Source organism: Streptosporangium sp. NPDC002524 (assembly GCF_040295985.1).
Lineage (GTDB): Bacteria > Actinomycetota > Actinomycetes > Streptosporangiales > Streptosporangiaceae > Streptosporangium.
Genome location: NZ_JBEOWK010000017.1, coordinates 22,780 through 41,713, shown reverse-complemented (window position 1 = coordinate 41,713; position 18,934 = coordinate 22,780). Strand labels below are relative to the sequence as shown.

Below are 18,934 nucleotides of genomic sequence, written 5' to 3'. Positions count from 1 at the left end.
TCACCGCCCGGCCGGTGATCGGCCGGTGGACGGGAGCGGGCGGCTCGCGCGTCACCTGCGGAGACATGATCCACCGGTGCCGTGGCCGGACCACGGGGAGGCCGGGCTCGCGGCGCTCACCGGGACGGCGGCCGTCCGCCACCATGACATGACGTCCGGGATAGGTTGGCTCCCTGCCGTCAGGGACATGGCTTTGACGAACACACGACGTATTGAGTGGTGAGCTAACGGTGAGCATCGACCATCAGGCCATCGAGGCGACACGCGAGCGGATCAAGGCGGAGCACCTCAGGGCTCACCGCCCGCCGAGCAGCGCGAGGGGGCTGCACCACTTCGCGCTGATCTCCTCCGACGTCGAGACGACGATCGCGTTCTACCAGGACCTCCTGGAGTTTCCGCTGACGGAGATCTTCGAGAACCGCGACTATCACGGCTCGAACCACTTCTTCTTCGACATCGGCAACGGCAACCTGCTCGCCTTCTTCGACTTCCCCGGCCTGGACCTGGGCCCCTACAAGGAGGTTCTCGGCGGGCTCCACCACGTCGCCATCTCCGTCGATCCCTCCACGTGGGAGCGGCTGCGGGGCAAGCTGGAGGCGGCGGGCGTCCCGCACCAGGTCGAGAGCGGCGCCTCCATCTACTTCGCCGACCCCGACGGCGCCCGCCTGGAACTGCTCGCCGACCCCCTCGGCGAGATGTACGGCTCCCGCGTCCTCTGACGACCCGTCCCCCTCCCTGTCCCCGCTTTTACCCGCGACACCCCCTTCTCCCGCCCGTCCCGTCTAACGGGGCCGGGAGAGCGGGACATGGGCGGCCCGGCGACGCGCGGGACGGCTCGCGGTACGCCGGAGTGGATCCATACTTGGGGCATGCGCCTATCGGATTTCTGGAAGCGGATGAAGTCGCACTTCGGCGACCAGTACGCCGAGTCGTGGGCCCGCGACTACGTCATCGCGGATCTCGGCGGCCGGACCGTGATCCAGGCACTGGCCGAGGGAGTCGGCGCCAAGGAGGTCTGGCACGCCGTGTGCGGGGTGACCGACGTCGCGCCCAGACTCCGCTGAGGGGCGGAAGGCACGAGGGCCGGGAAGCGTCAGGACCGGGAAGCGTACGAACCGGGAAGGCGAAGACCGGTAAGGGTGAAGGCCGGTAAGGGTGAAGGCGCGTGAGCGCGAGGGGCCGGTGAGCCTGAGCGGACGCCGAAAGCCCGAAGATACGCGGAAGCCCGAACGCGCGCCGAAGGACCAGACGCCGAGGGAAGGCCCGAAGGCCCTCCGAGGAGTGAGCGAGGGCCCTCTGAGGGATGGGTGAGCCCGGCGGAGCCGGGGAGGGCCGGTCAGGACTGTTCGGTGAGCGGGGAGAGAAGCTTCTCCACCGAGTCGGCCGCCTGCGCGGGATCGTCGGCGCTCTCCTCACCGTCCGGTGACCACAGGAACATCCAGCCGTCGCTGACCGGGGTGGCGAAGACGATGGTCTGCCGGTGGCTGTCCGGATGCCACACCCACAGCACCGGGGCGGTGCCTCCGAGGGTGCGGCTCGACAGCCCCCGTTGTCGCAGTTCGGCGGCCAGGGAGTCGAGATGGGCTAGGCGTTGCTGCGTGAACGCGTTGGGCACGTCGGGCACCTCGGGTCGTTTCCCCTCAGGATCACTCCAGGTCAGCCCGGTTACAACAGGTCCGAGGTAATTCTTGGAAATGTCGCTTCCCGGATGGGTCCCCCACCTCCCGGAGCCGTGACCCGCCGGCCGCGCGCGACCGTGCCCGGTCGTGCGTGGGGGGTCACGGAGGGGAGCTGCGGGGAGTCACGGGGGGAGTTACGCGGCGGTTCGCGACTCCCGTAACGTATGGTGCCAACGAGCGGCGATCGAACAATCGTTCGGCTATATTGAACAGGCCACCACTCCTGGCGTGCCCTCCCGAAATTGTCGGCGGCACCCCGTAGCTTTCTGGCAACCGATCCAACCCGCGACCCTTCAGGGGGCTCCCATGGCAGCTAACGACCGCGAGAAGGCGCTTGAGACCGCACTCGCTCAGATCGAGCGGCAGTTCGGCAAGGGCTCGATCATGCGCCTGGGCGACGAGACCCGGGCGCCCATCGAGGTGGTCCCCACCGGCTCCATCGCGCTCGACGTGGCCCTCGGCATCGGCGGCTTCCCGCGCGGCCGCATCGTCGAGGTCTACGGTCCCGAGTCCTCGGGCAAGACCACGGTCGCCCTGCACGCGGTGGCCAACGCCCAGCGCGGCGGCGGCATCGCCGCGTTCATCGACGCCGAGCACGCGCTCGACCCGGAGTACGCCCAGAAGCTGGGCGTCGACACCGACGCGCTGCTCGTCTCCCAGCCCGACACCGGTGAGCAGGCGCTGGAGATCGCCGACATGCTGATCCGGTCCGGCGCCGTCGACCTGCTGGTCATCGACTCGGTCGCGGCCCTGGTGCCCAAGGCCGAGATCGAGGGCGAGATGGGCGACAGCCACGTCGGCCTCCAGGCCCGCCTGATGTCCCAGGCGCTGCGCAAGGTCGCCGGAGCGCTCAACAACACCGGCACCACCGCGATCTTCATCAACCAGCTCCGCGAGAAGATCGGCGTCATGTTCGGCTCGCCCGAGACCACGACCGGTGGAAAGGCGCTGAAGTTCTACGCCTCGGTCCGTCTCGACATCCGCCGCATCGAGACGCTGAAGGACGGCACCGAGGCGGTCGGCAACCGCACCCGGGTGAAGGTCGTCAAGAACAAGATGGCCCCGCCCTTCCGCGTGGCCGACTTCGACATCCTCTACGGTGTCGGCATCTCCCGCGAGGGCGGCCTGATCGACATGGGCGTCGAGCACGGCTTCGTCCGCAAGTCCGGCGCCTGGTACACCTACGAGGGCGACCAGCTCGGCCAGGGCAAGGAGAACGCGCGAAACTTCCTCAAGAGCCACCCGGACATGGCGAACGAGATCGAGAAGAAGATCAAGGAGAAGCTCGGCGTCGGCCCGCGCGTCGACAGCCCGGCCACCCCGCCGCCCGCCCCCGTGACCTCGGCCCCGGCCGCCGCGTCCGGCCGCGCGTCCGCTTCGGCCGCCGCGGCGTCCGGTCGCGGCGCCAAGGCCGCCGCGGCTCCCAAGCCGGGTGACGCCTGAATCCGGGCTGATCGATGACCACGGGACCTGACTCCGGTCCGGCCGGCGAGGCCGGGCCGAGAGACTGGGGTGCCTGGCCCGACGAGCCTCCGGCGGCTTCACCGGGCCGGCGCGGGCGTGACCGCGGCCCGTCCGTCCCGGAGGAGGGCTTCCGCGAGGAAGCCGCGGATCCCGGGGATGACGGGTCACGAGGCCGGAAGAAGCGCGTCCCACGGCGCGGGCGGCGGTCCGGGGGGGCACCCCCGGGCTTTTCTCCCGACGGATCCGGGGGGCCCGGCGGGCTCAACGGCTCTGACGGCCCCGACGGGCCCAACGGTCTTGGCGAATCCGACGGATTCGACGGACCCGACGGATTCGCTGAGTCCGGGGGATCCGGCGGATTCGGCGGACGCGGCAGGTCGGGTGGGCGCGGCGGCAGGCAGGGCGGACGTGGCAGATCCTCCGGTGGACGCGGCGGGTTCGGCGAGCGTGACAGGTCCGGCGGGCCGGCCGACGGGGGCCGGGTGGGCCGAGAGGGCCGGGAGGCCGGGGCCGATCCGCAGGCGGTGGCGCGGGGCATCTGCCTGCGGTTGCTGACCATGGCGCCGCGCACCCGAGCCCAGCTCGCGGAGGCGCTGCGCAAGCGAGAGGTGCCCCAGGAGGCGGCGGACGCCGTGCTGGAGCGCTTCTCCGAGGTCGGGCTCATCGACGACGAGGCGTTCGCCGCGGCATGGGTGAGCTCACGCCACGCCGGGCGGGGTCTCGCCAGAAAGGCCCTCGCCTCGGAGCTCCGCCACCGAGGGGTGGACGAGGAGACCGTGAAGGAAGCGGTGGATCGGCTCGACCCCGAGGAGGAGGCGGAGACCGCCCGCCGCCTCGTGCGGCGCAAGCTCTCCTCGACCCGGGCTCTGGAGCCCGCGGTCAGGACCCGCAGGCTGGCAGGCATGCTCGCCCGTAAGGGATACGGCCCCGGCCTGGCGTTTCGCGTGATCCGCGAGGTGCTGGAGGACGAAGGGTCGGAAACATCGCCATTCGCGGAGGATCAGGGCTATCCACTCGACTAGTCCAAAGCAGCTTGACAGCGGGTCTTTGCTTGCTCGTTACCTCTCTGACGCTTAATCTCAACGGCAGTGAGGAGTTACTCCGCGCAGCGCGGATTGTCATAGCGGTGTAATACGGACAAGCAGGCTTGGCGGATGAGGACGGGACGACGGACCGGCGGGCACAGCCGGTAGGCGATCCGCTCTGGGTTCACTCCTGTCCCGATGGTGCGCCCCTTGAGCTTTCCGTGCCGTGCGTGTGACCCCTCGTGTGCCTGATATTTGCGACGCGAGGAAGGTGAGGCGCGCATGGATCCGGTCGTGGTCGTCATGTTGACAGTGACGGTTGTGGCTCTCGCCGTGATGACAGCCGTGCTGGTCGTGTTGCTGCGTCGTATCGGTGGAGCCGGGGCCCCGAAGGGCCCCACGCCCGAGCAGGAGGCCGAGGTCCAGGCCCACCTGGAGGAGGCGAGGCGCGAGGCCGCCGACATCCGGGCGAAGGCCAGGGACGACGCCGGAGAGCTGCTGCGCAAGTCGGAGACGGCGATCGAGGCCGCGGCCGAGATGCGCAAGGAGGCCGAGGCCGAGGGCAAGATCCTGAAGTACGAGCTCAAGGAGCTCCGGTCCGACCTCGAACGCAGGGAGAACCGGCTGGCGGAGCGCGAGCAGCGCCTCGACGAGGAGGCCAGGCGCCAGGCCGACCGGGCCCGCAAGCTCGCCGAGACGGAGACCGAGCTGGCCGACCGCCGCGAGGATCTCGAACGGGTCGCCGAGGAGCGCAAGACCATCCTGGAACGAGTGTCCGGGTTCACCAGCGACCAGGCCAGGGCCGAGCTGGTCAGGGAGATCGAGAACCAGGCCAAGCGCGAGGCCGCGCTGATCATCAGGGAGATCGAGGGAGAGGCCCGCAAGGAGGGCGAGAAGCGCGCCACCAAGATCGTCACTCTGGCGGTCCAGCGGGTGGCGACCGAGCAGACCGCCGAGTCCGTGGTGAGCGTCCTGCACCTGCCCGGTGACGAGATGAAGGGGCGCATCATCGGCCGTGAGGGCCGTAACATCCGGGCCTTCGAGTCGACCACCGGCGTCAACCTGATCATCGACGACACGCCGGAAGCCGTGTTGCTGTCGTGCTTCGACCCGGTCCGCCGCGAGACCGCGCGGCTCACCCTGGAGAAGCTCGTCCTCGACGGCCGCATCCATCCGCAGCGCATCGAGGAGGCCCACGAGCGCAGCAAGGCCGAGGTCCAGGAACTGTGCGTGCGCGCGGGCGAGGACGCCCTGGTGGAGCTCGGCATCACCGACATGCACCCCGAGCTCGTCACCCTCCTCGGCCAGCTCCGCTACCGCACCTCCTACGGCCAGAACGTGCTCGGCCACCTCATCGAGTCGGCCCACATCGCCGGCATCATGGCGGCCGAGCTGCGGCTCGACACGACGCTGCTCAAGCGCTGCACGCTCCTGCACGACATCGGCAAGGCCCTCACCCACGAGGTCGAGGGCAGCCACGCGCTCATCGGCGCCGAGATCGCCAGGCGATACGGCGAGCACGAGGACGTCGTCCACGCCATCGAGGCCCACCACAACGAGGTCGAGGTCAAGACCGTCGAGGCCGTTCTCACCCAGGCCGCCGACGCGATCAGCGGCAGCCGTCCCGGCGCCCGCCGCGAGTCGCTGGAGGCCTACGTCAAGCGGCTGGAGCGCCTCGAGGAGATCGCCACCTCCTACGAGGGCGTCGAGAAGGTCTTCGCCATGCAGGCGGGCCGGGAGATCAGGGTGATGGTGAAGCCCGACGCGGTCGACGACATCCAGGCCCAGGTGATCGCCCGCGACGTCGCCAAGCAGGTTGAGGAGGAGCTCACCTACCCCGGCCAGATCCGCATCACGGTCGTCCGCGAATCGCGGTCCACCGAGTTCGCCCGCTGACCCCGCTGACTCCACCGATCCCGCCACCCCGTTGACTCCGCCGATCCCGCCGCCCCCGCTGACTCCGCCGATCCCGCGAGCCCGCCAAGCCCACAAGCGCCCGTAAGCGCCTACAGGAGCCGGTGGAGCCCGCCGAACCTGCCCGGCCCGCCGGGCGCCTCAGACCCGCCCGACCGGTAAGCGCGTCGACACCGGGGAGCACGTCGATCCGCCAGGTCCGCCAGGCCTTCCGGCCCGTCCGGCCCCTCGCTCAGGAGTGGAAGATCTGCTGGTAGAAGGCGAGCTCGGTGGCGAGGGCCGCGCTGCGGGTCTCGGCGCGGCGGAAGCCATGGGCCTCCCCCTCGAACGTGAGGTAGGTGCAGGGAACGCCGCGTTCGGCGAGAGCGTCGGCGAAGGCCTGTGACTGCGCCGGGGGGACCACCGGGTCGGACAGACCCTGGAGGAGCAGCATGGGGCAGCTCACCCCGGCCACCCGGCCGACGGGCTCGCGCGAGGCGTACAGGGCGGCGTCCTCGGGGCCGATCAGCCATTCGACGTAGCGTGACTCGAAGTCGTGGGTGGTCGCGCTGAAGTTGGCGAGCCCGCTCACGCCGTAGTAGGAGACGCCTCCGGCGAACGCGTCGGACTCGCAGCAGGCCGCCATGACCGTCCAGCCGCCCGCGCTGCCGCCCCGGATCGCGATGCGCGCCGGGTCGCCCAGCCCCTCCGCCGCCAGCCACTCGGCCGCGGTGATCGCGTCCTCGACGTCGACCACACCCCACTGGCCGCGCAGCCGCTCGCGGTAGACGCGGCCGTAGCCGGTGGAGCCGCCGTAGTTGACGTCGAGCACGCCGATGCCCCTGCTGGTGAAGAACGCCTTCTCCAGGTCGAGCGCGCCGACGCTGTTTCCGGTCGGCCCGCCGTGCACGAAAATGACGTACGGCGCGGGGCCCTCGCCGCGCGCCACGGGGTTGGACGGGGGGTAGAGGAACGCGTGCACCTCGCGCCCGAACCGGCTCTCGAACTCCACGGGCCTGGCGAGTGGCAGGTAACCGGGGGCGGGCAGCTCGTTGACGTCCCGGCGGAGCTCCTCCGCCCGCCCGGTCGCGATGTCGATCCGGACGATCGACCGGGGCAGCGCCGGACCGTACCCGATCCCGACCACGGTGTGCCCGTCGGTGGCGAGCACCGCCTCCCAGCCCTCGTAGGGCACGTCCAGGTCGCTCAGCACGCCGCTGTCCGGGTCGAGGACCCCCAGCCGCAGGTCGCCCCGCCCGTGCAGGACCGCGAGCCTCCCGTCGTCCATCAGCGCGTACGGCACCGCGCCGAGCTGCCACAGCGGTCCGGCGAACTCCTGCTCCGCCGGGTGGAGCGCCCTCGGTGAGGCGCCGTGTATCCCGACCAGGTAGAGGTTCCACCAGCCCGACCAGTCGGAGATCAGGTAGAGGTGTTGCCCGTCACGCCACCGCGGGGCGAGTACCGACTCGGAGGGGCCGCCCTTGACCTTCCAGGAGGTGCCGTCGTCCAGCCGGGAGACCCACAGCTCGGTGCCGTTCCATGGCATCCGGGGGTGGTCCCAGCAGACGAAGGCCAGGTGCTCGCCGTCGGGGGAGATGGCGGGGGCGGCGTAGAAGTCGTGCCCGCTGACCCGCTCGCGCTGCTCGCCCTCGCCGGACAGCGGGATGGACACGATAGACCGGCTCACCCGGCCGTCGTCGTGGCGCTCCCTGACGCACCAGATCTGCCCGTCGTGGACGACCAGGTCCGCGTAGCGCAGGGCCGCCGGCTCCTCGGGCTCCGGGGTGAGCGGCCTGGGCTCGCCACCGGCGGGCAGCAGGTAGAGCCGCTGGTCGGCGAAGTTGGCGAACACCACCCCCTCACCGGGCACCACCGCGTACGACCGCCCGCCGTACTCGTGGACCCTGGTCCTGGCGCTCCACGGCGCGCTCAGCAGCTCGCGCTGGGCGCCGTCGGCGCCGCGGTGCACGATGGTGGTCCGCCCGCCCTCGGCGGGACGGTCCTCGGTCCACCAGACCTCCTCGCCGAGCACCGTCGGGTATCCGAGGCGCAGCCCGGAACGGGCGACGTCGGAGGTGGAGACCGGCGACGGCCAGGTGGCGTACGGCAGGACGACCTGCTCGGGGGACATGGCGCAATCCTGCCCGATAACCCGCCGCGTGTCGCCGGTATCACGCTCGCGTCATCCGAGATATGCCGCAGGTGAACCGTGGGAGCCGTGAGATCGGAGGGAATGATGAGATGAGGGCCGTTGGTCCGTTCTCTGCCATACGCCGACCTGCGGATGTTTTCCCCCACCCGGGAGGCAGAGCTCGTTACGCGGAGTCCGGCACGCGGAGCCCGGCATGCGGAGTCCGGCCCGTGAGAGCCCGGCACGCGGAAGGTGCACGCGAAAGCCCGGAACGTGGAAGGGCGGCCACCGGGTCCGGTGACCGCCCTCCGACCGTGCCGCTGTACTGCTGTGCCGCTGTGCCGCCTCTACGGTGCGGGGGTGGTGGGGGTTCCGAGGCCGCCCTCGACCGCCGTCGGCGAGTCGGGCCGGGCGATCGGCTTGGCCGCGGTCTTCCTGCTGCGACGGCTGCGCCGCTCCAGCCAGGTGGCGACGGCGCCCACCATCACGTTGATGATGATGTAGATGATCGCGATCACGATCACGGCGGGGATGATGTTGTTGAAGTTGGAGGGCAGCACGCGCGCCCCCGCGTTCAGCAGGTCCTCGAACGACACGATGAAGCCCAGGGCGGTGTCCTTCAGGAGCACCACCAACTGCGCCACGATCGCCGGCATCATCACCGTGACCGCCTGCGGCAGCAGGATCATCCGCATCACCTGCCCGGGACGCATGCCGACCGCGAGCGCGGCCTCGCTCTGCCCCCGGGGGATGGACAGGATGCCCGCCCGCACGATCTCCGCCAGCACCGAGCCGTTGTACAGGACCAGGCCGATCACCACCGCCCAGAACGGCGTCACGGTGAGGCCGAAGACCGCGCTCCCGCCGAACATCACCGCGAAGATCATGATCAGCAGCGGGATCGCCCGGAAGAACTCGACGACCGCCCCCGAGGCGCGGCGGATCCAGGCGTTGGCCGAGAGCCGGCCGATGCCGAAGACGAACCCGAACGGCACCGCGATCACGGCGGCGACCGCGGCCGCGCTGAGCGTGTTCACCAGTCCGGGCAGGATCAGGTTGACCCACACGTCGCCGCGCAGGAACGGCGTCCACAACTCGGCGCTGAGCTGGTTCTTCTCGCCGAGCTTGGTCACCATCACGTACGCCGCGAACAGCACGGCGAGGATGACCAGCACGGTGAGCACGGTGTTGCGGATCCGGGCCTTGGGGCCGGGGATGTCGTACAGGACGCTGACGCGTTCGGAGCTCTCGACGCGCCGCTTGCGCGCCGGGGGCCGCTCGGTGGTCACCGCGGTCATCGGACCACCGCCAGGCGCCTGGCGAGCCAGCCGAACAGCAGCCCGGTCGGCAGGGTGAGGATCAGGAAGCCCAGCGCGAACCCGGCGAAGATCTGGATGACCGCGTCGCCGTGCGCCTCGAACAGCGTCTTCATGGTCAGGGACGCCTCACCCACCCCGATTGCCGCGGCGATCGTGGTGTTCTTGGTCAACGCGATCAGGATGCTGCCCAGCGGGGCGATCACCGCGCGGAACGCCTGGGGCAGCACGATCAGCCTCAGGTTCTGGCCGAACGTGAGCCCGATGGCGCGCGCCGCCTCGGCCTGGCCGACCGGGACCGTGTTGATCCCGGCCCGGATCGCCTCGCAGACGAACGCCGCCGTGTAGGCCGACAGGCCGATGATGGAAAGCCACAGGTAGTTGGTGGACAGGCTCTCGGAGAACGAGACGTCCAGGACGAGGCCGAGGCCCAGTCCGCAGAACACGATCACCAGGGTGAGCGGGGTGTTCCGCAGGACGTTCACGTACGTCGTGCCGATCCCGCGCAGGACCGGCAGCGGGCTCACCCGCATGCCCGCGAGGATCGTCCCGAGCACGAGCGCCACCACCCCACTGGCGAGGGTGAGCCGGATGGTCAGCCAGAAAGCGCCCAGAATGACCGGGAATTCATCGAAGAGTGCCTGCACTCATCCCTCCAGAGGTCACAGAGCCGGGGCGTGCGTACGCCCCGGCCGAGATGTGACCGGTCAGTAGCGCTCGACGGTCGGCGGGGTGGTGAAGAACTTCCCGAACTCGCCGAAGTTGGCGTCGATGGCCTTCTTCCAGCTGCCGTCCGTGAACATCTTCTCGACGGCCGCGTTGACCTTGTCGCGGGTCGCCTTGTCGTCGAGCTTCAGGCCGATGCCGTACTTCTCCTCGGAGAAGGGCTGGCCGACGAGGCGGAACTTGCCGGGGGACTGGGTGGCGAAGCCGGCCAGGATCGTCGCGTCGGTGGAGATCGCGTCGACCTGCTTGTTCTCCAGCAGCGGCAGGCAGGCGCCGTAGCCCTGCTGCTCGGTGAGGAAGCCGCTCTTCCACTCGTCGCCGAACTTCTCGACGAGGCGGGCGGGGGAGGAGGAGCCCTGGGCGCCACAGACCTTCTTGTTCTTGAGGTCCTCGACGCTGTTGATCGTGGTGTCGTCCGCGCGGGTCAGGATGTCCTGGCCGGTGACCAGGTACGGGCCGGCGAAGGAGACCTTCTTCTTGCGGTCGTCGGTGATCGAGTAGGTCGCGATCACCGCGTTGACCTGGCCCTGCTGGATGAAAGACTCGCGGTTGGCCGAGATGGCCTCTTTGAACTCGATCTTGTCGTCCGTGTAGCCGAGCTCCTTGGCGACATACCGGGCAACGTCGACGTCGAACCCCTTGAAGGAGCCGTCGGGCTGCTTCTGCCCGAGACCGGGCTGGTCGACCTTGATGCCCACGACGAACTTGTCGCTGCCGCCGCCGGCGGCGTCGTCACCACACGCGGTCAGACCGGCCATCGCCGCCGCGGCCGCGATCACCACGGCTCCAATACGACGTACACGCATTCTTGCTACCTCGTCTTTCGTCAGGGACATATCAGGGATGAGCAGAGCCGTCAGTGGGTGAGGATCTTGGAGAGGAAGTCCTTGGCCCGGCCGGTCTTGGCGTTGGTGAAGAACTCCTCGGGGGTGTTCTCCTCGACGATCTGGCCCTCGGCCATGAACACCACGCGGTTTGCCGCGCGGCGGGCGAAGCCCATCTCGTGGGTGACGACCATCATCGTCATGCCCTCCTGGGCGAGGCCGATCATGACGTCGAGCACCTCCTGGACCATCTCCGGGTCGAGCGCCGAGGTCGGCTCGTCGAACAGGATCATCTTGGGGTCCATGGCCAGGGCGCGGGCGATCGCCACGCGCTGCTGCTGGCCTCCCGAGAGCTGCGCGGGATACTTCGACGCCTGGGCGCCGATGCCGACCCGCTCCAGCAGCTCCATCCCCCGCCGCTCCGCGTCGCCCTTCGCGATGCCGCGGACCTTGATCGGCCCGAGGGTGACGTTCTCGAGGATCGTCTTGTGGGCGAACAGGTTGAAGGACTGGAACACCATCCCGACCTCGGACCTGAGCTTGGCCAGGGTCTTGCCCTCCACCGCGAGCGGCTGCCCGTCGAAGGTGATGGTCCCCTCGTCGATCGCCTCCAGCCGGTTGATCGTCCGGCAGAGGGTCGACTTTCCGCCGCCCGACGGGCCGATGACGACGAGGACCTCGCCGCGGGAGATCGTCAGATTGATGTCCCGAAGGACGTGCAGGCTGCCGAAGTGCTTGTTGACGCCTTCAAGCACGACCAGAGGAGTCTTGTCCCCGTTCTCCGTCATGGTGCACAACGTAATTCTGTAAAGGGCACCTGGGGCTAACCCTGCGGTACCGATCAGATCACGGCCTGCTCACGCCTTGATCATCGAACCCTGCCCAGCGTAGCCGGGTCGAGGGTGAGTTTGAAGGGTTCCGTCAGTTCCACGGTCGTCCCGGCGGCGACGCGGTGGATGAGCTGGTACTCGCCGTTCTCGTCGAGCGCGTACGTGAAGATCACCGGAAGCGCGTCGGATCCCCGCCCCCGGAACGGCTTCATCTCGATGCGCCAGAAGTGGGAGATGCCGGCCTCCGCGTATTTCGCGTGCTTGATGATCCGGTCCGTGGCCGTGGTGGACCTGGAGACGATCTCCACCACCAGGTGGACCCACTCGGGCTGCGCGACCTCCGCGCCCTCCTCGAAGGGGGCGGCCTCCACCACCATCAGATCGGGGATGACACCGGGCCTGCGATCCAGGAGGAGGCCTGTCGCGGTGACGGGGATCAGATCCTCCGGCGTCACCGTCTCCAGGTAGGTCTGGAGACGGTCTCCGATGCGCTGGTGTCTGAATGGTGGAGCGGGGGACACGATGAGACTCCCGTCGACGAGCTCGTAGCGACTGCCGTCGTCCCGCGAGTTGAGCTCGGACCATTCGTCGAGGCTGAGTTCGCCGGGGGTCTCCCAGACGACCGTTTTCGGCGCCGCCTTCTTGCGGGGCTTCTTGGAGGGCTTCTGGGCGGGCTTCTTGGCCTTCACCGGGGCCTCCGAGGTCTGCACGAGCATCGCCACCGTGGCTCACCACTCTCAGCTGTCGGTCGAGTCCTAATTCTCGCATGCGGCTTTGGAGCCCCAGCTCAGCGAGCTGATTGACGTTGCGTGACCGATCGATTACCCAAAGTCCGGCGGGCCGAGGGCGTACCTGAAGGTTCGGCGGAGCGCCTACCCTTGTCGTGAGATGACTGCCACCGTGGAGAGCGCCCGCACGTACGAGGTCCGTACCTATGGGTGCCAGATGAACGTGCACGACTCCGAGCGCCTGTCGGGCCTCCTGGAGAACGCCGGATACGTCCCGGCCGCCCAGGGGGAGACGGCCGACGTGGTCGTGTTCAACACCTGTGCCGTACGGGAGAACGCCGACAACAAGCTCTACGGCAACCTCGGCCACCTGCGCCCCTCGAAGATGGGCAACCCCGGCATGCAGATCGCCGTGGGCGGCTGCCTGGCGCAGAAGGACCAGGGGGAGATCGTCCGCAGGGCGCCCTGGGTGGACGTGGTGTTCGGCACCCACAACATCGGCTCGCTGCCGGTGCTGCTGGAGCGGGCGCGCGTCCAGCAAGAGGCCCAGGTCGAGATCAAGGAATCCCTGGAGACCTTCCCGAGCACGCTGCCGACCAAGCGCGAGTCCGCCTACGCCGCGTGGGTGTCGGTCTCCGTGGGGTGCAACAACACCTGCACGTTCTGCATCGTGCCCGCCCTGCGCGGCAAGGAGAAGGACCGCCGTCCCGGCGACGTCCTCAACGAGGTGCGCACCCTGGTCGGCCAGGGCGTGCTGGAGATCACCCTCCTGGGCCAGAACGTCAACACGTACGGCGTGGAGTTCGGCGACCGGCTCGCCTTCGGCAAGCTGCTGCGGGCCTGCGGCGACGTCGAGGGCCTGGAGCGGGTCCGCTTCACCAGCCCGCACCCGGCGGCGTTCACCGACGACGTCATCGCGGCCATGGCCGAGACGCCCAACGTGATGCACCAGCTCCACATGCCGCTGCAGTCGGGCTCCGACCGGGTCCTCAAGGCGATGCGCCGCTCCTACCGGGCCGAGCGCTACCTGGGCATCATCGAGCGGGTCCGCGCGGCGATGCCCGACGCGGCGATCTCCACCGACATCATCGTGGGCTTCCCCGGCGAGACCGAGGAGGACTTCCAGGGCACCCTCGACGTGGTGCGCGAGTCGCGGTTCGCCAACGCCTTCACGTTCCAGTACTCCATCCGCCCCGGCACCCCCGCCGCCACCATGGACGACCAGGTTCCCAAGGAGGTCGTGCAGGAGCGCTACGAGCGGCTCGTCGCCCTGCAGACCGAGATCTCCTGGGCGGAGAACAAGCGGCAGGTCGGCCGGACGCTGGAGGTGCTGGTCGCCGAGGGCGAGGGCCGCAAGGACGAGGCGACCCACCGCATGTCCGGGCGGGCCCCCGACAACCGCCTGGTGCACTTCGCCCCCGGTGCCGAGACCCCGCGCCCGGGTGACGTGGTGAGCGCCGAGGTCACGTACGCGGCGCCGCACCACCTGGTCGCCGACGGTCCCGCGCTGGGGCTCCGCCGCACCCGCGCGGGCGACGCCTGGGAGGCCCGCCAGGGCGCCCCGGCCGGAGCCGGTCCCGGGGTCATGCTCGGCATGCCCTCGATCGGCCGTCCCGCCCCGCTCCCCGAGACCTCGGGCTGCTCCGTCTCCTGACGGGCACCTCCGCCGGAACGTCTCACCCGGGTTTCCCTCCGGGCGGGACGTTCCGGCGTCTTTTTTCCCGGGACGCTTCTCCGGGCGGTGCGAAGCTCATGATCGAATCGCCGGAACCTCCGATGGCGACGGGGATTCCGGTGCGCCGACGTCTCTGCCAGGGGGTATGTGTACGGCGTCATCACGGGTTCCCGAAAAGAGGATATTTCGTGATTCGCCTGTGATTGATGTGCGAGCATTTCCCTGCTGTGGCTACTGTGGTTCGGCACCCTCGGAAGCCGTGGAGGTTTCCCCCCGAGAGCCGCAGGGAGTTTTTCCTCATGCACGTCCCTCCGCCATCTCCGGGCAGTCCCGGAGAACCAGAGATCCTCGCCGGCCCCGCCGACGAGCCCAAGAAGCCCCGCAAGCGCAAGCCCCAGCGGATGAGCGGCCTGGCCATAGCCGTCTTCTCCGTCCTCGCCGCCGCCGTCGTGGGCGGAGGCGCCGTCTTCGCCTTCATGAACGCCGGGGGCGACGACCCCCTGGTGCCACCGGCACCGGACACCGCCCAGGAGGCGTCCCAGGAGCCCGCGCCGGACCGGAGCCCGCCGCAGGCCAAGGAACAGGAGCCGGAGGAGGGGGCGGACGCGGCCTCCGGAGCCGACGACACGCCCGCCGGAGGCGGCGACACAGGCACCGGCACCGGCTCCGGTGCCGGCAGCGGCACCGGCGGGGCGGACGGGAGCGAGCCCGGGGCCGAGTCGGCCGCCGGTAACCCCTCGAAGAACAAACCGTCGAAGCGGCCGCAGGACTCCGGCGCCGACGACCCCGCCGGATACGTGGAGCCCCAGGGGCCCATCGGCGGTTACTGACCCGATCCCGGGAAGCGGTTACTGACCCGATCCCGGGGAGCCGCACGACCGCGGCCCACCGGACATGAACCGGACATGATCGGCACGCGGGGCACGGTGAGATCGTCACCGTGCCCCGCCGTGTTCCCCTACCCCCTGCGGACGTTGTCCCATGCGGTCGTTCTCGTCATGGAACGGCCCGCGGGACGGCGACGCGGTTCCTGGAAAGGGCCCCTGTCATCAGAGCTGTGCTGGCGAGGCTCTGCCGGTGAGGGCTCCGTTAGTCTGGCGAGGTGCTTGTCGCCGCGGCCGTGTGCCCGCATCCCCCGCTGCTGGTCCCCGAGCTGGCCGGGAGCGCGGCCCCGGAGCTCGACGACCTCAGGACGGCCTGCGCGGCCGCGGCCGGGGCGTTGCGCGACGCCGGGGCCGACGAGATCGTGGTGGTGGGAGGCGCGGACCGGACCGCGGCGTACGGCGCGGACGCCTCCGGGAGCCTCGCGCCCTGGGGCGTCGACGTCCGGAGCGGAGAGGGGGAGCCCGTCCTGCCGCTGTCCCTGACGGTCGGCCGCTGGCTCCTGGAAGGAGAGCGCCTGACCGCCTCGGGATTCCACGCGATCTCCTTCGGCGCGGCTCCGGGGGAGTGCGCGGCACTGGGCGGGCGTCTGGCGGCCGGCGCGGGTCGCGTGGCGATGCTCGTCATGGCCGACGGCTCGGCCTGCCTCACCGAGAAGTCCCCCGGATACCTGGACCCGCGCGCGGAACCGTACGACAGGATGATCGTCGAGGCGCTCGCCCGCGCCGAGGTGCCGGAGCTCGACCCCGGCGAGGCCGCCGAGCTGTGGGTCGCGGGCCGCGCGGCCCTGCAGGTCCTCGGCGGGTGCGGGAGCGCCCTGCGCGGTGAGATCCTCTACGACGACGCGCCCTACGGCGTCGGCTACTTCGCCGCCCGCTGGACGGAGTGATCCCGGGAGCCGATCCCCGCCGGGAGTGGTTACGGTGTCCGGGGGCCGGGGGCGGTGGGTCCGGCGGGTTTCACGAGGAGGCACGAGGCCGATGGCGGGGAGCGTGGCGTTCGGGAGCGTTCCGACGCGGCAGGGGGACATGGTCGTCGCCGTGACCGAGGACGGCGTGGCGAGTGTGGGCTGGGGCGATTTGTCCCGGTTCAAGGCTCGCCTGCTGGAACGGCTGGGACTGGAGGAGACGGACGACCCCGCCAGGACGGCGGCCGTGCTCGGCGAGCTGGGCGACTACTACGAGGGCAGGCTGAAAGTCTTCGGGGTCCCGGTCGACTGGCGGCTGACCTCACCGGTGCAGCGCAGGGTGCTCGGCACCCTCTACGAGACGGTCCCGTACGGCAGGGTGGTGACCTACGGGGAGCTGGCGGCCCGCAGCGGGACGGGTGTTCCGGCGCGGGCCATCGGATCGATCATGGGAGCCAACCCGGTCCCCGTCATCGTGCCGTGCCACCGGGTGATCGCCGGGAACGGGCTCGGCGGGTTCAGCGGTGGCGACGGCGTGGAGTCGAAGCGCTGGCTGCTCACCCTGGAGGGCTACCTGCAGCCGATGCTCGACTGGGACTGACCAGGACCGGAGCCGGCCCCGCCGCCTGTTTACGGCCCGTAGGGCGGCGGCGTGGTGCCGGGCTGGCCGGGGCCGGGCGCGGTGTCGCCCCGCCCGGGAGGCGTGGCGCGGCCGGGCGCGGGTGTCGTGCCCGGGGGCGTGGTGTCCGGCTCGTCGATCTTGTCGGCCATCTCCCTGGCCTTCTGCGCGGCGGTGTCGATGGTCCGGGCGTGCTTCCCGCCCAGTCTCTCCTTGGCGATCTGTTCCGCCTTGTCGATGCCCTGCTTGGCGAGTTCTTCGGTCTTGGCGTTGCCGCCCAGCATGTGCTTGACCTTGTCGAGGATCGACATGGTGAATCCCCCAATTCCGATGCGAGGACGCATCGCCTCTCATCCATACCCGGGGAGTTGGCAGACTTACCCCGTGCCTCAGCTACCCGTCATCGCCGTCGTCGGCCCGACCGCGGCCGGAAAATCCGACCTGGCCGTGGATCTCGCCCTCGAACTGGGGGGCGAGGTGATCAACACCGACTCCATGCAGCTTTACCAAGGAATGGACATCGGGACGGCGAAACTCTCCGTGGCGGAGCGCCGGGGGGTGCCCCACCACCTGCTGGACATCTGGGACGTGACCAGGGCGGCCAGCGTGGCCGAGTACCAGTCGCTGGTCCGGCCGATCATCGACGGCCTGCGGGCCAAGGAGATCGCGCCGATCCTGGTGGGCGGGTCGGGGCTGTACGTGCGGGCCGCCCTGGACGACCTGGAGTTCCCCGGCACCGACCCGGAGGTCCGCGCCCGGCTGGAGGCCGAGCTCGACCTGAGCGGCCCCGGCCCCTTGTACGAGCGGCTCCGCGAGCGCGACCCGAAGGCCGCCGGGACCATCCTCCCGGGCAACGGGCGCAGGATCGTCCGGGCCCTGGAGGTCATCGAGATCTCCGGACGGCCGTTCTCGGCCACGATGCCGTCGTACGACGCCGTCTACGACAGCGTCCAGCTGGGGGTGGAGGTGCCCAGGGACGTGCTGGACGCCCGGATCGAGGCCCGGGTCGAGCGCATGTGGCGGGCCGGGCTGGTGGAGGAGGTCGGGGAGCTGGCCGCGCGCGGGCTCGCCGGAGGCCGTACGGCCAGCCGCGCCCTCGGGTACGCGCAGGTGCTGCGCTTCCTCGGCGGCGAGTGCACCGAGGAGGAGGCGAAGCAGGAGACGGTACGGGCGACGCGCAGGTTCGTCCGCCGCCAGGAGTCGTGGTTCCGCCGCGACCCCCGGGTGATCTGGCTCCCCCAGCGCGAACCGGACCTCCTGGGCCGCGCCCTCGCCGCGATCCGCGGCTGACCGCCGCAGCCAGACCGCAGCCGGGCCGGGGGGCGGGGCGGCGGGGGAGGGCGCGTGCCTGGATAGAGTTGGCCGCATGCGATTCGCGAAGGGACACAGCACCGAGAACGACTTCGTCATCCTCCCCGACCCGGACGGTGAGCTGGAGTTGCCCGCGACGCTCGTGACGGCGTTGTGCGACCGCCGCGCGGGGATCGGCGCGGACGGCGTGCTGCGCGTGACGCGGACGAAGCTCAGCCCGGAGGTGTCCGGCCAGGCCGGAGAGGCCGAGTGGTTCATGGACTACCGCAACGCCGACGGCGGCATCGCCGAGATGTGCGGCAACGGGGTGCGGCTCTTCGCCCGCTACCTGGTCGACACGGGTCTCGCCGCGCCGGGGGAGTTCGGCGTCGCGACCAGGGGAGGCGTCAAGCGGGTGCGGCTCGCGGAGACGGGCGACGTGACCGTCGACATGGGCCCGCCCCGGGTGCTGGGGGAGAGCAACACGACGGTCGCGGGTCACGAGTACGGAGGTCTCCACGTCAACGTGGGCAACCCCCACCTGGCCTGCGTCATCGGCGACCCGGTGGCCCAGCTCGACCTGAGCCACCAGCCCGCGTTCGACCCCGAGGTGTTCCCCTCCGGGGTCAACATCGAGCTGCTCAACCCGGTGGGCCCGCGCCGGGTCGTCATGCGGGTCTTCGAGCGCGGCTCGGGCGAGACCAGGTCCTGCGGCACCGGCGCGGTCGCCTCGGCCGTGGCGGCCGCGCGGCTGGCCGGTGAGACCAGCGGCACCTGGGCGGTGGAGGTGCTCGGCGGCACCGTCACCGTCACCCTCGACGAGCACACCAGCTACCTCGCGGGTCCCGCCGTCCTGGTCGCGTCCGGCGAGCTCACACTCTGAGCCGTACGCGGGACCTCGGGTCCTCCGTGACCCGCGCGGTGTCGCCGCGGGCATGTCATGTC

19 protein-coding genes are annotated in these 18,934 nt (G+C 70.4%); 11 read left to right on the top strand and 8 right to left on the bottom strand.

The annotated features are described in order from the left end of the window. Positions 1–230 precede the first annotated feature (230 nt). Positions 231–719 carry a VOC family protein gene (locus ABT053_RS27595; RefSeq protein WP_350972643.1) on the top strand — a complete coding sequence of 163 codons (489 nt, stop codon included), beginning with the start codon at positions 231–233 and terminating at the stop codon, positions 717–719. Between the two features lie 150 nt (positions 720–869). Beyond that, positions 870–1,064, top strand: a complete 195-nt coding sequence (locus ABT053_RS27590) for a DUF3046 domain-containing protein (protein WP_350972642.1) — start codon at positions 870–872, stop codon at positions 1,062–1,064. Between the two features lie 272 nt (positions 1,065–1,336). On the opposite strand, the gene ABT053_RS27585 is transcribed toward ABT053_RS27590, so the two are convergent. Continuing rightward, positions 1,337–1,615: a hypothetical protein gene (locus ABT053_RS27585; RefSeq protein WP_350972640.1), complete on the bottom strand. Its 279-nt coding sequence runs from the start codon at positions 1,613–1,615 to the stop codon at positions 1,337–1,339. Positions 1,616–1,985: 370 nt separating this feature from the next. Here ABT053_RS27585 and recA point away from each other — a divergent pair, with 370 nt between their 5' ends. The 3 genes from recA to rny all read left to right on the top strand — a co-directional run bounded on the left by recA (position 1,986) and on the right by rny (position 6,064). Beyond that, positions 1,986–3,122, top strand: a complete 1,137-nt coding sequence (gene recA / locus ABT053_RS27580) for a recombinase RecA (protein WP_350972638.1) — start codon at positions 1,986–1,988, stop codon at positions 3,120–3,122. A 503-nt stretch (positions 3,123–3,625) separates the two neighbouring features. After that, on the top strand, positions 3,626–4,165 hold the full coding sequence (locus ABT053_RS27575; RefSeq protein WP_350972636.1) for a regulatory protein RecX: 540 nt from the start codon (positions 3,626–3,628) through the stop codon (positions 4,163–4,165). 285 nt (positions 4,166–4,450) lie between these two features. After that, positions 4,451–6,064, top strand: coding sequence for a ribonuclease Y (rny, locus tag ABT053_RS27570; RefSeq protein WP_350972635.1), 1,614 nt, complete (start codon positions 4,451–4,453; stop codon positions 6,062–6,064). 250 nt (positions 6,065–6,314) lie between these two features. Here the strand turns inward: rny and ABT053_RS27565 are convergent, their stop codons facing one another. The 6 genes from ABT053_RS27565 to ABT053_RS27540 form a co-directional block, all read right to left on the bottom strand. Then, positions 6,315–8,192 carry a S9 family peptidase gene (locus ABT053_RS27565; protein WP_350972633.1) on the bottom strand — a complete coding sequence of 626 codons (1,878 nt, stop codon included), beginning with the start codon at positions 8,190–8,192 and terminating at the stop codon, positions 6,315–6,317. A 347-nt stretch (positions 8,193–8,539) separates the two neighbouring features. Beyond that, positions 8,540–9,490 carry an amino acid ABC transporter permease gene (locus tag ABT053_RS27560; protein WP_350972632.1) on the bottom strand — a complete coding sequence of 317 codons (951 nt, stop codon included), beginning with the start codon at positions 9,488–9,490 and terminating at the stop codon, positions 8,540–8,542. After that, positions 9,487–10,155 carry an amino acid ABC transporter permease gene (locus ABT053_RS27555; protein ID WP_350972630.1) on the bottom strand — a complete coding sequence of 223 codons (669 nt, stop codon included), beginning with the start codon at positions 10,153–10,155 and terminating at the stop codon, positions 9,487–9,489. Before ABT053_RS27555 ends, ABT053_RS27560 begins: the two co-directional genes overlap by 4 nt. 60 nt (positions 10,156–10,215) lie before the next feature. Next, positions 10,216–11,040, bottom strand: a complete 825-nt coding sequence (locus ABT053_RS27550) for a glutamate ABC transporter substrate-binding protein (protein ID WP_350972628.1) — start codon at positions 11,038–11,040, stop codon at positions 10,216–10,218. Between the two features lie 50 nt (positions 11,041–11,090). Further along, positions 11,091–11,846 (bottom strand): amino acid ABC transporter ATP-binding protein, encoded by a 756-nt coding sequence (locus ABT053_RS27545; RefSeq protein ID WP_350972626.1) that lies wholly within the window; start codon positions 11,844–11,846, stop codon positions 11,091–11,093. A gap of 80 nt (positions 11,847–11,926) precedes the next feature. After that, complete coding sequence (locus ABT053_RS27540) at positions 11,927–12,604, bottom strand: Uma2 family endonuclease (RefSeq protein ID WP_350972930.1); 678 nt, start codon at positions 12,602–12,604, stop codon at positions 11,927–11,929. Positions 12,605–12,776: 172 nt separating this feature from the next. Here ABT053_RS27540 and miaB point away from each other — a divergent pair, with 172 nt between their 5' ends. The 4 genes from miaB (at position 12,777) to ABT053_RS27520 (ending at position 16,681) form a co-directional block, all read left to right on the top strand. Beyond that, entirely contained in the window at positions 12,777–14,270 is a 1,494-nt protein-coding gene (gene miaB, locus ABT053_RS27535; RefSeq protein WP_350972624.1) for a tRNA (N6-isopentenyl adenosine(37)-C2)-methylthiotransferase MiaB, read from the top strand. Between the two features lie 320 nt (positions 14,271–14,590). Continuing rightward, positions 14,591–15,121: a hypothetical protein gene (locus ABT053_RS27530; protein WP_350972622.1), complete on the top strand. Its 531-nt coding sequence runs from the start codon at positions 14,591–14,593 to the stop codon at positions 15,119–15,121. 272 nt (positions 15,122–15,393) lie between these two features. Further along, on the top strand, positions 15,394–16,062 hold the full coding sequence (locus ABT053_RS27525; RefSeq protein WP_350972620.1) for a class III extradiol ring-cleavage dioxygenase family protein: 669 nt from the start codon (positions 15,394–15,396) through the stop codon (positions 16,060–16,062). A gap of 91 nt (positions 16,063–16,153) precedes the next feature. Next, positions 16,154–16,681, top strand: a complete 528-nt coding sequence (locus tag ABT053_RS27520; RefSeq protein WP_350972618.1) for a methylated-DNA--[protein]-cysteine S-methyltransferase — start codon at positions 16,154–16,156, stop codon at positions 16,679–16,681. 29 nt (positions 16,682–16,710) lie between these two features. On the opposite strand, the gene ABT053_RS27515 is transcribed toward ABT053_RS27520, so the two are convergent. Next, positions 16,711–17,010: an antitoxin gene (locus tag ABT053_RS27515; protein WP_350972616.1), complete on the bottom strand. Its 300-nt coding sequence runs from the start codon at positions 17,008–17,010 to the stop codon at positions 16,711–16,713. Positions 17,011–17,083: 73 nt separating this feature from the next. Here ABT053_RS27515 and miaA point away from each other — a divergent pair, with 73 nt between their 5' ends. Continuing rightward, positions 17,084–17,989, top strand: coding sequence for a tRNA (adenosine(37)-N6)-dimethylallyltransferase MiaA (gene miaA, locus ABT053_RS27510; RefSeq protein WP_350972614.1), 906 nt, complete (start codon positions 17,084–17,086; stop codon positions 17,987–17,989). A gap of 76 nt (positions 17,990–18,065) precedes the next feature. Continuing rightward, the gene (gene dapF / locus ABT053_RS27505) at positions 18,066–18,872 is read left to right on the top strand and encodes a diaminopimelate epimerase (protein WP_350972613.1); all 807 of its coding nucleotides are present in this window, start codon (positions 18,066–18,068) and stop codon (positions 18,870–18,872) included. Positions 18,873–18,934 lie beyond the last annotated feature (62 nt).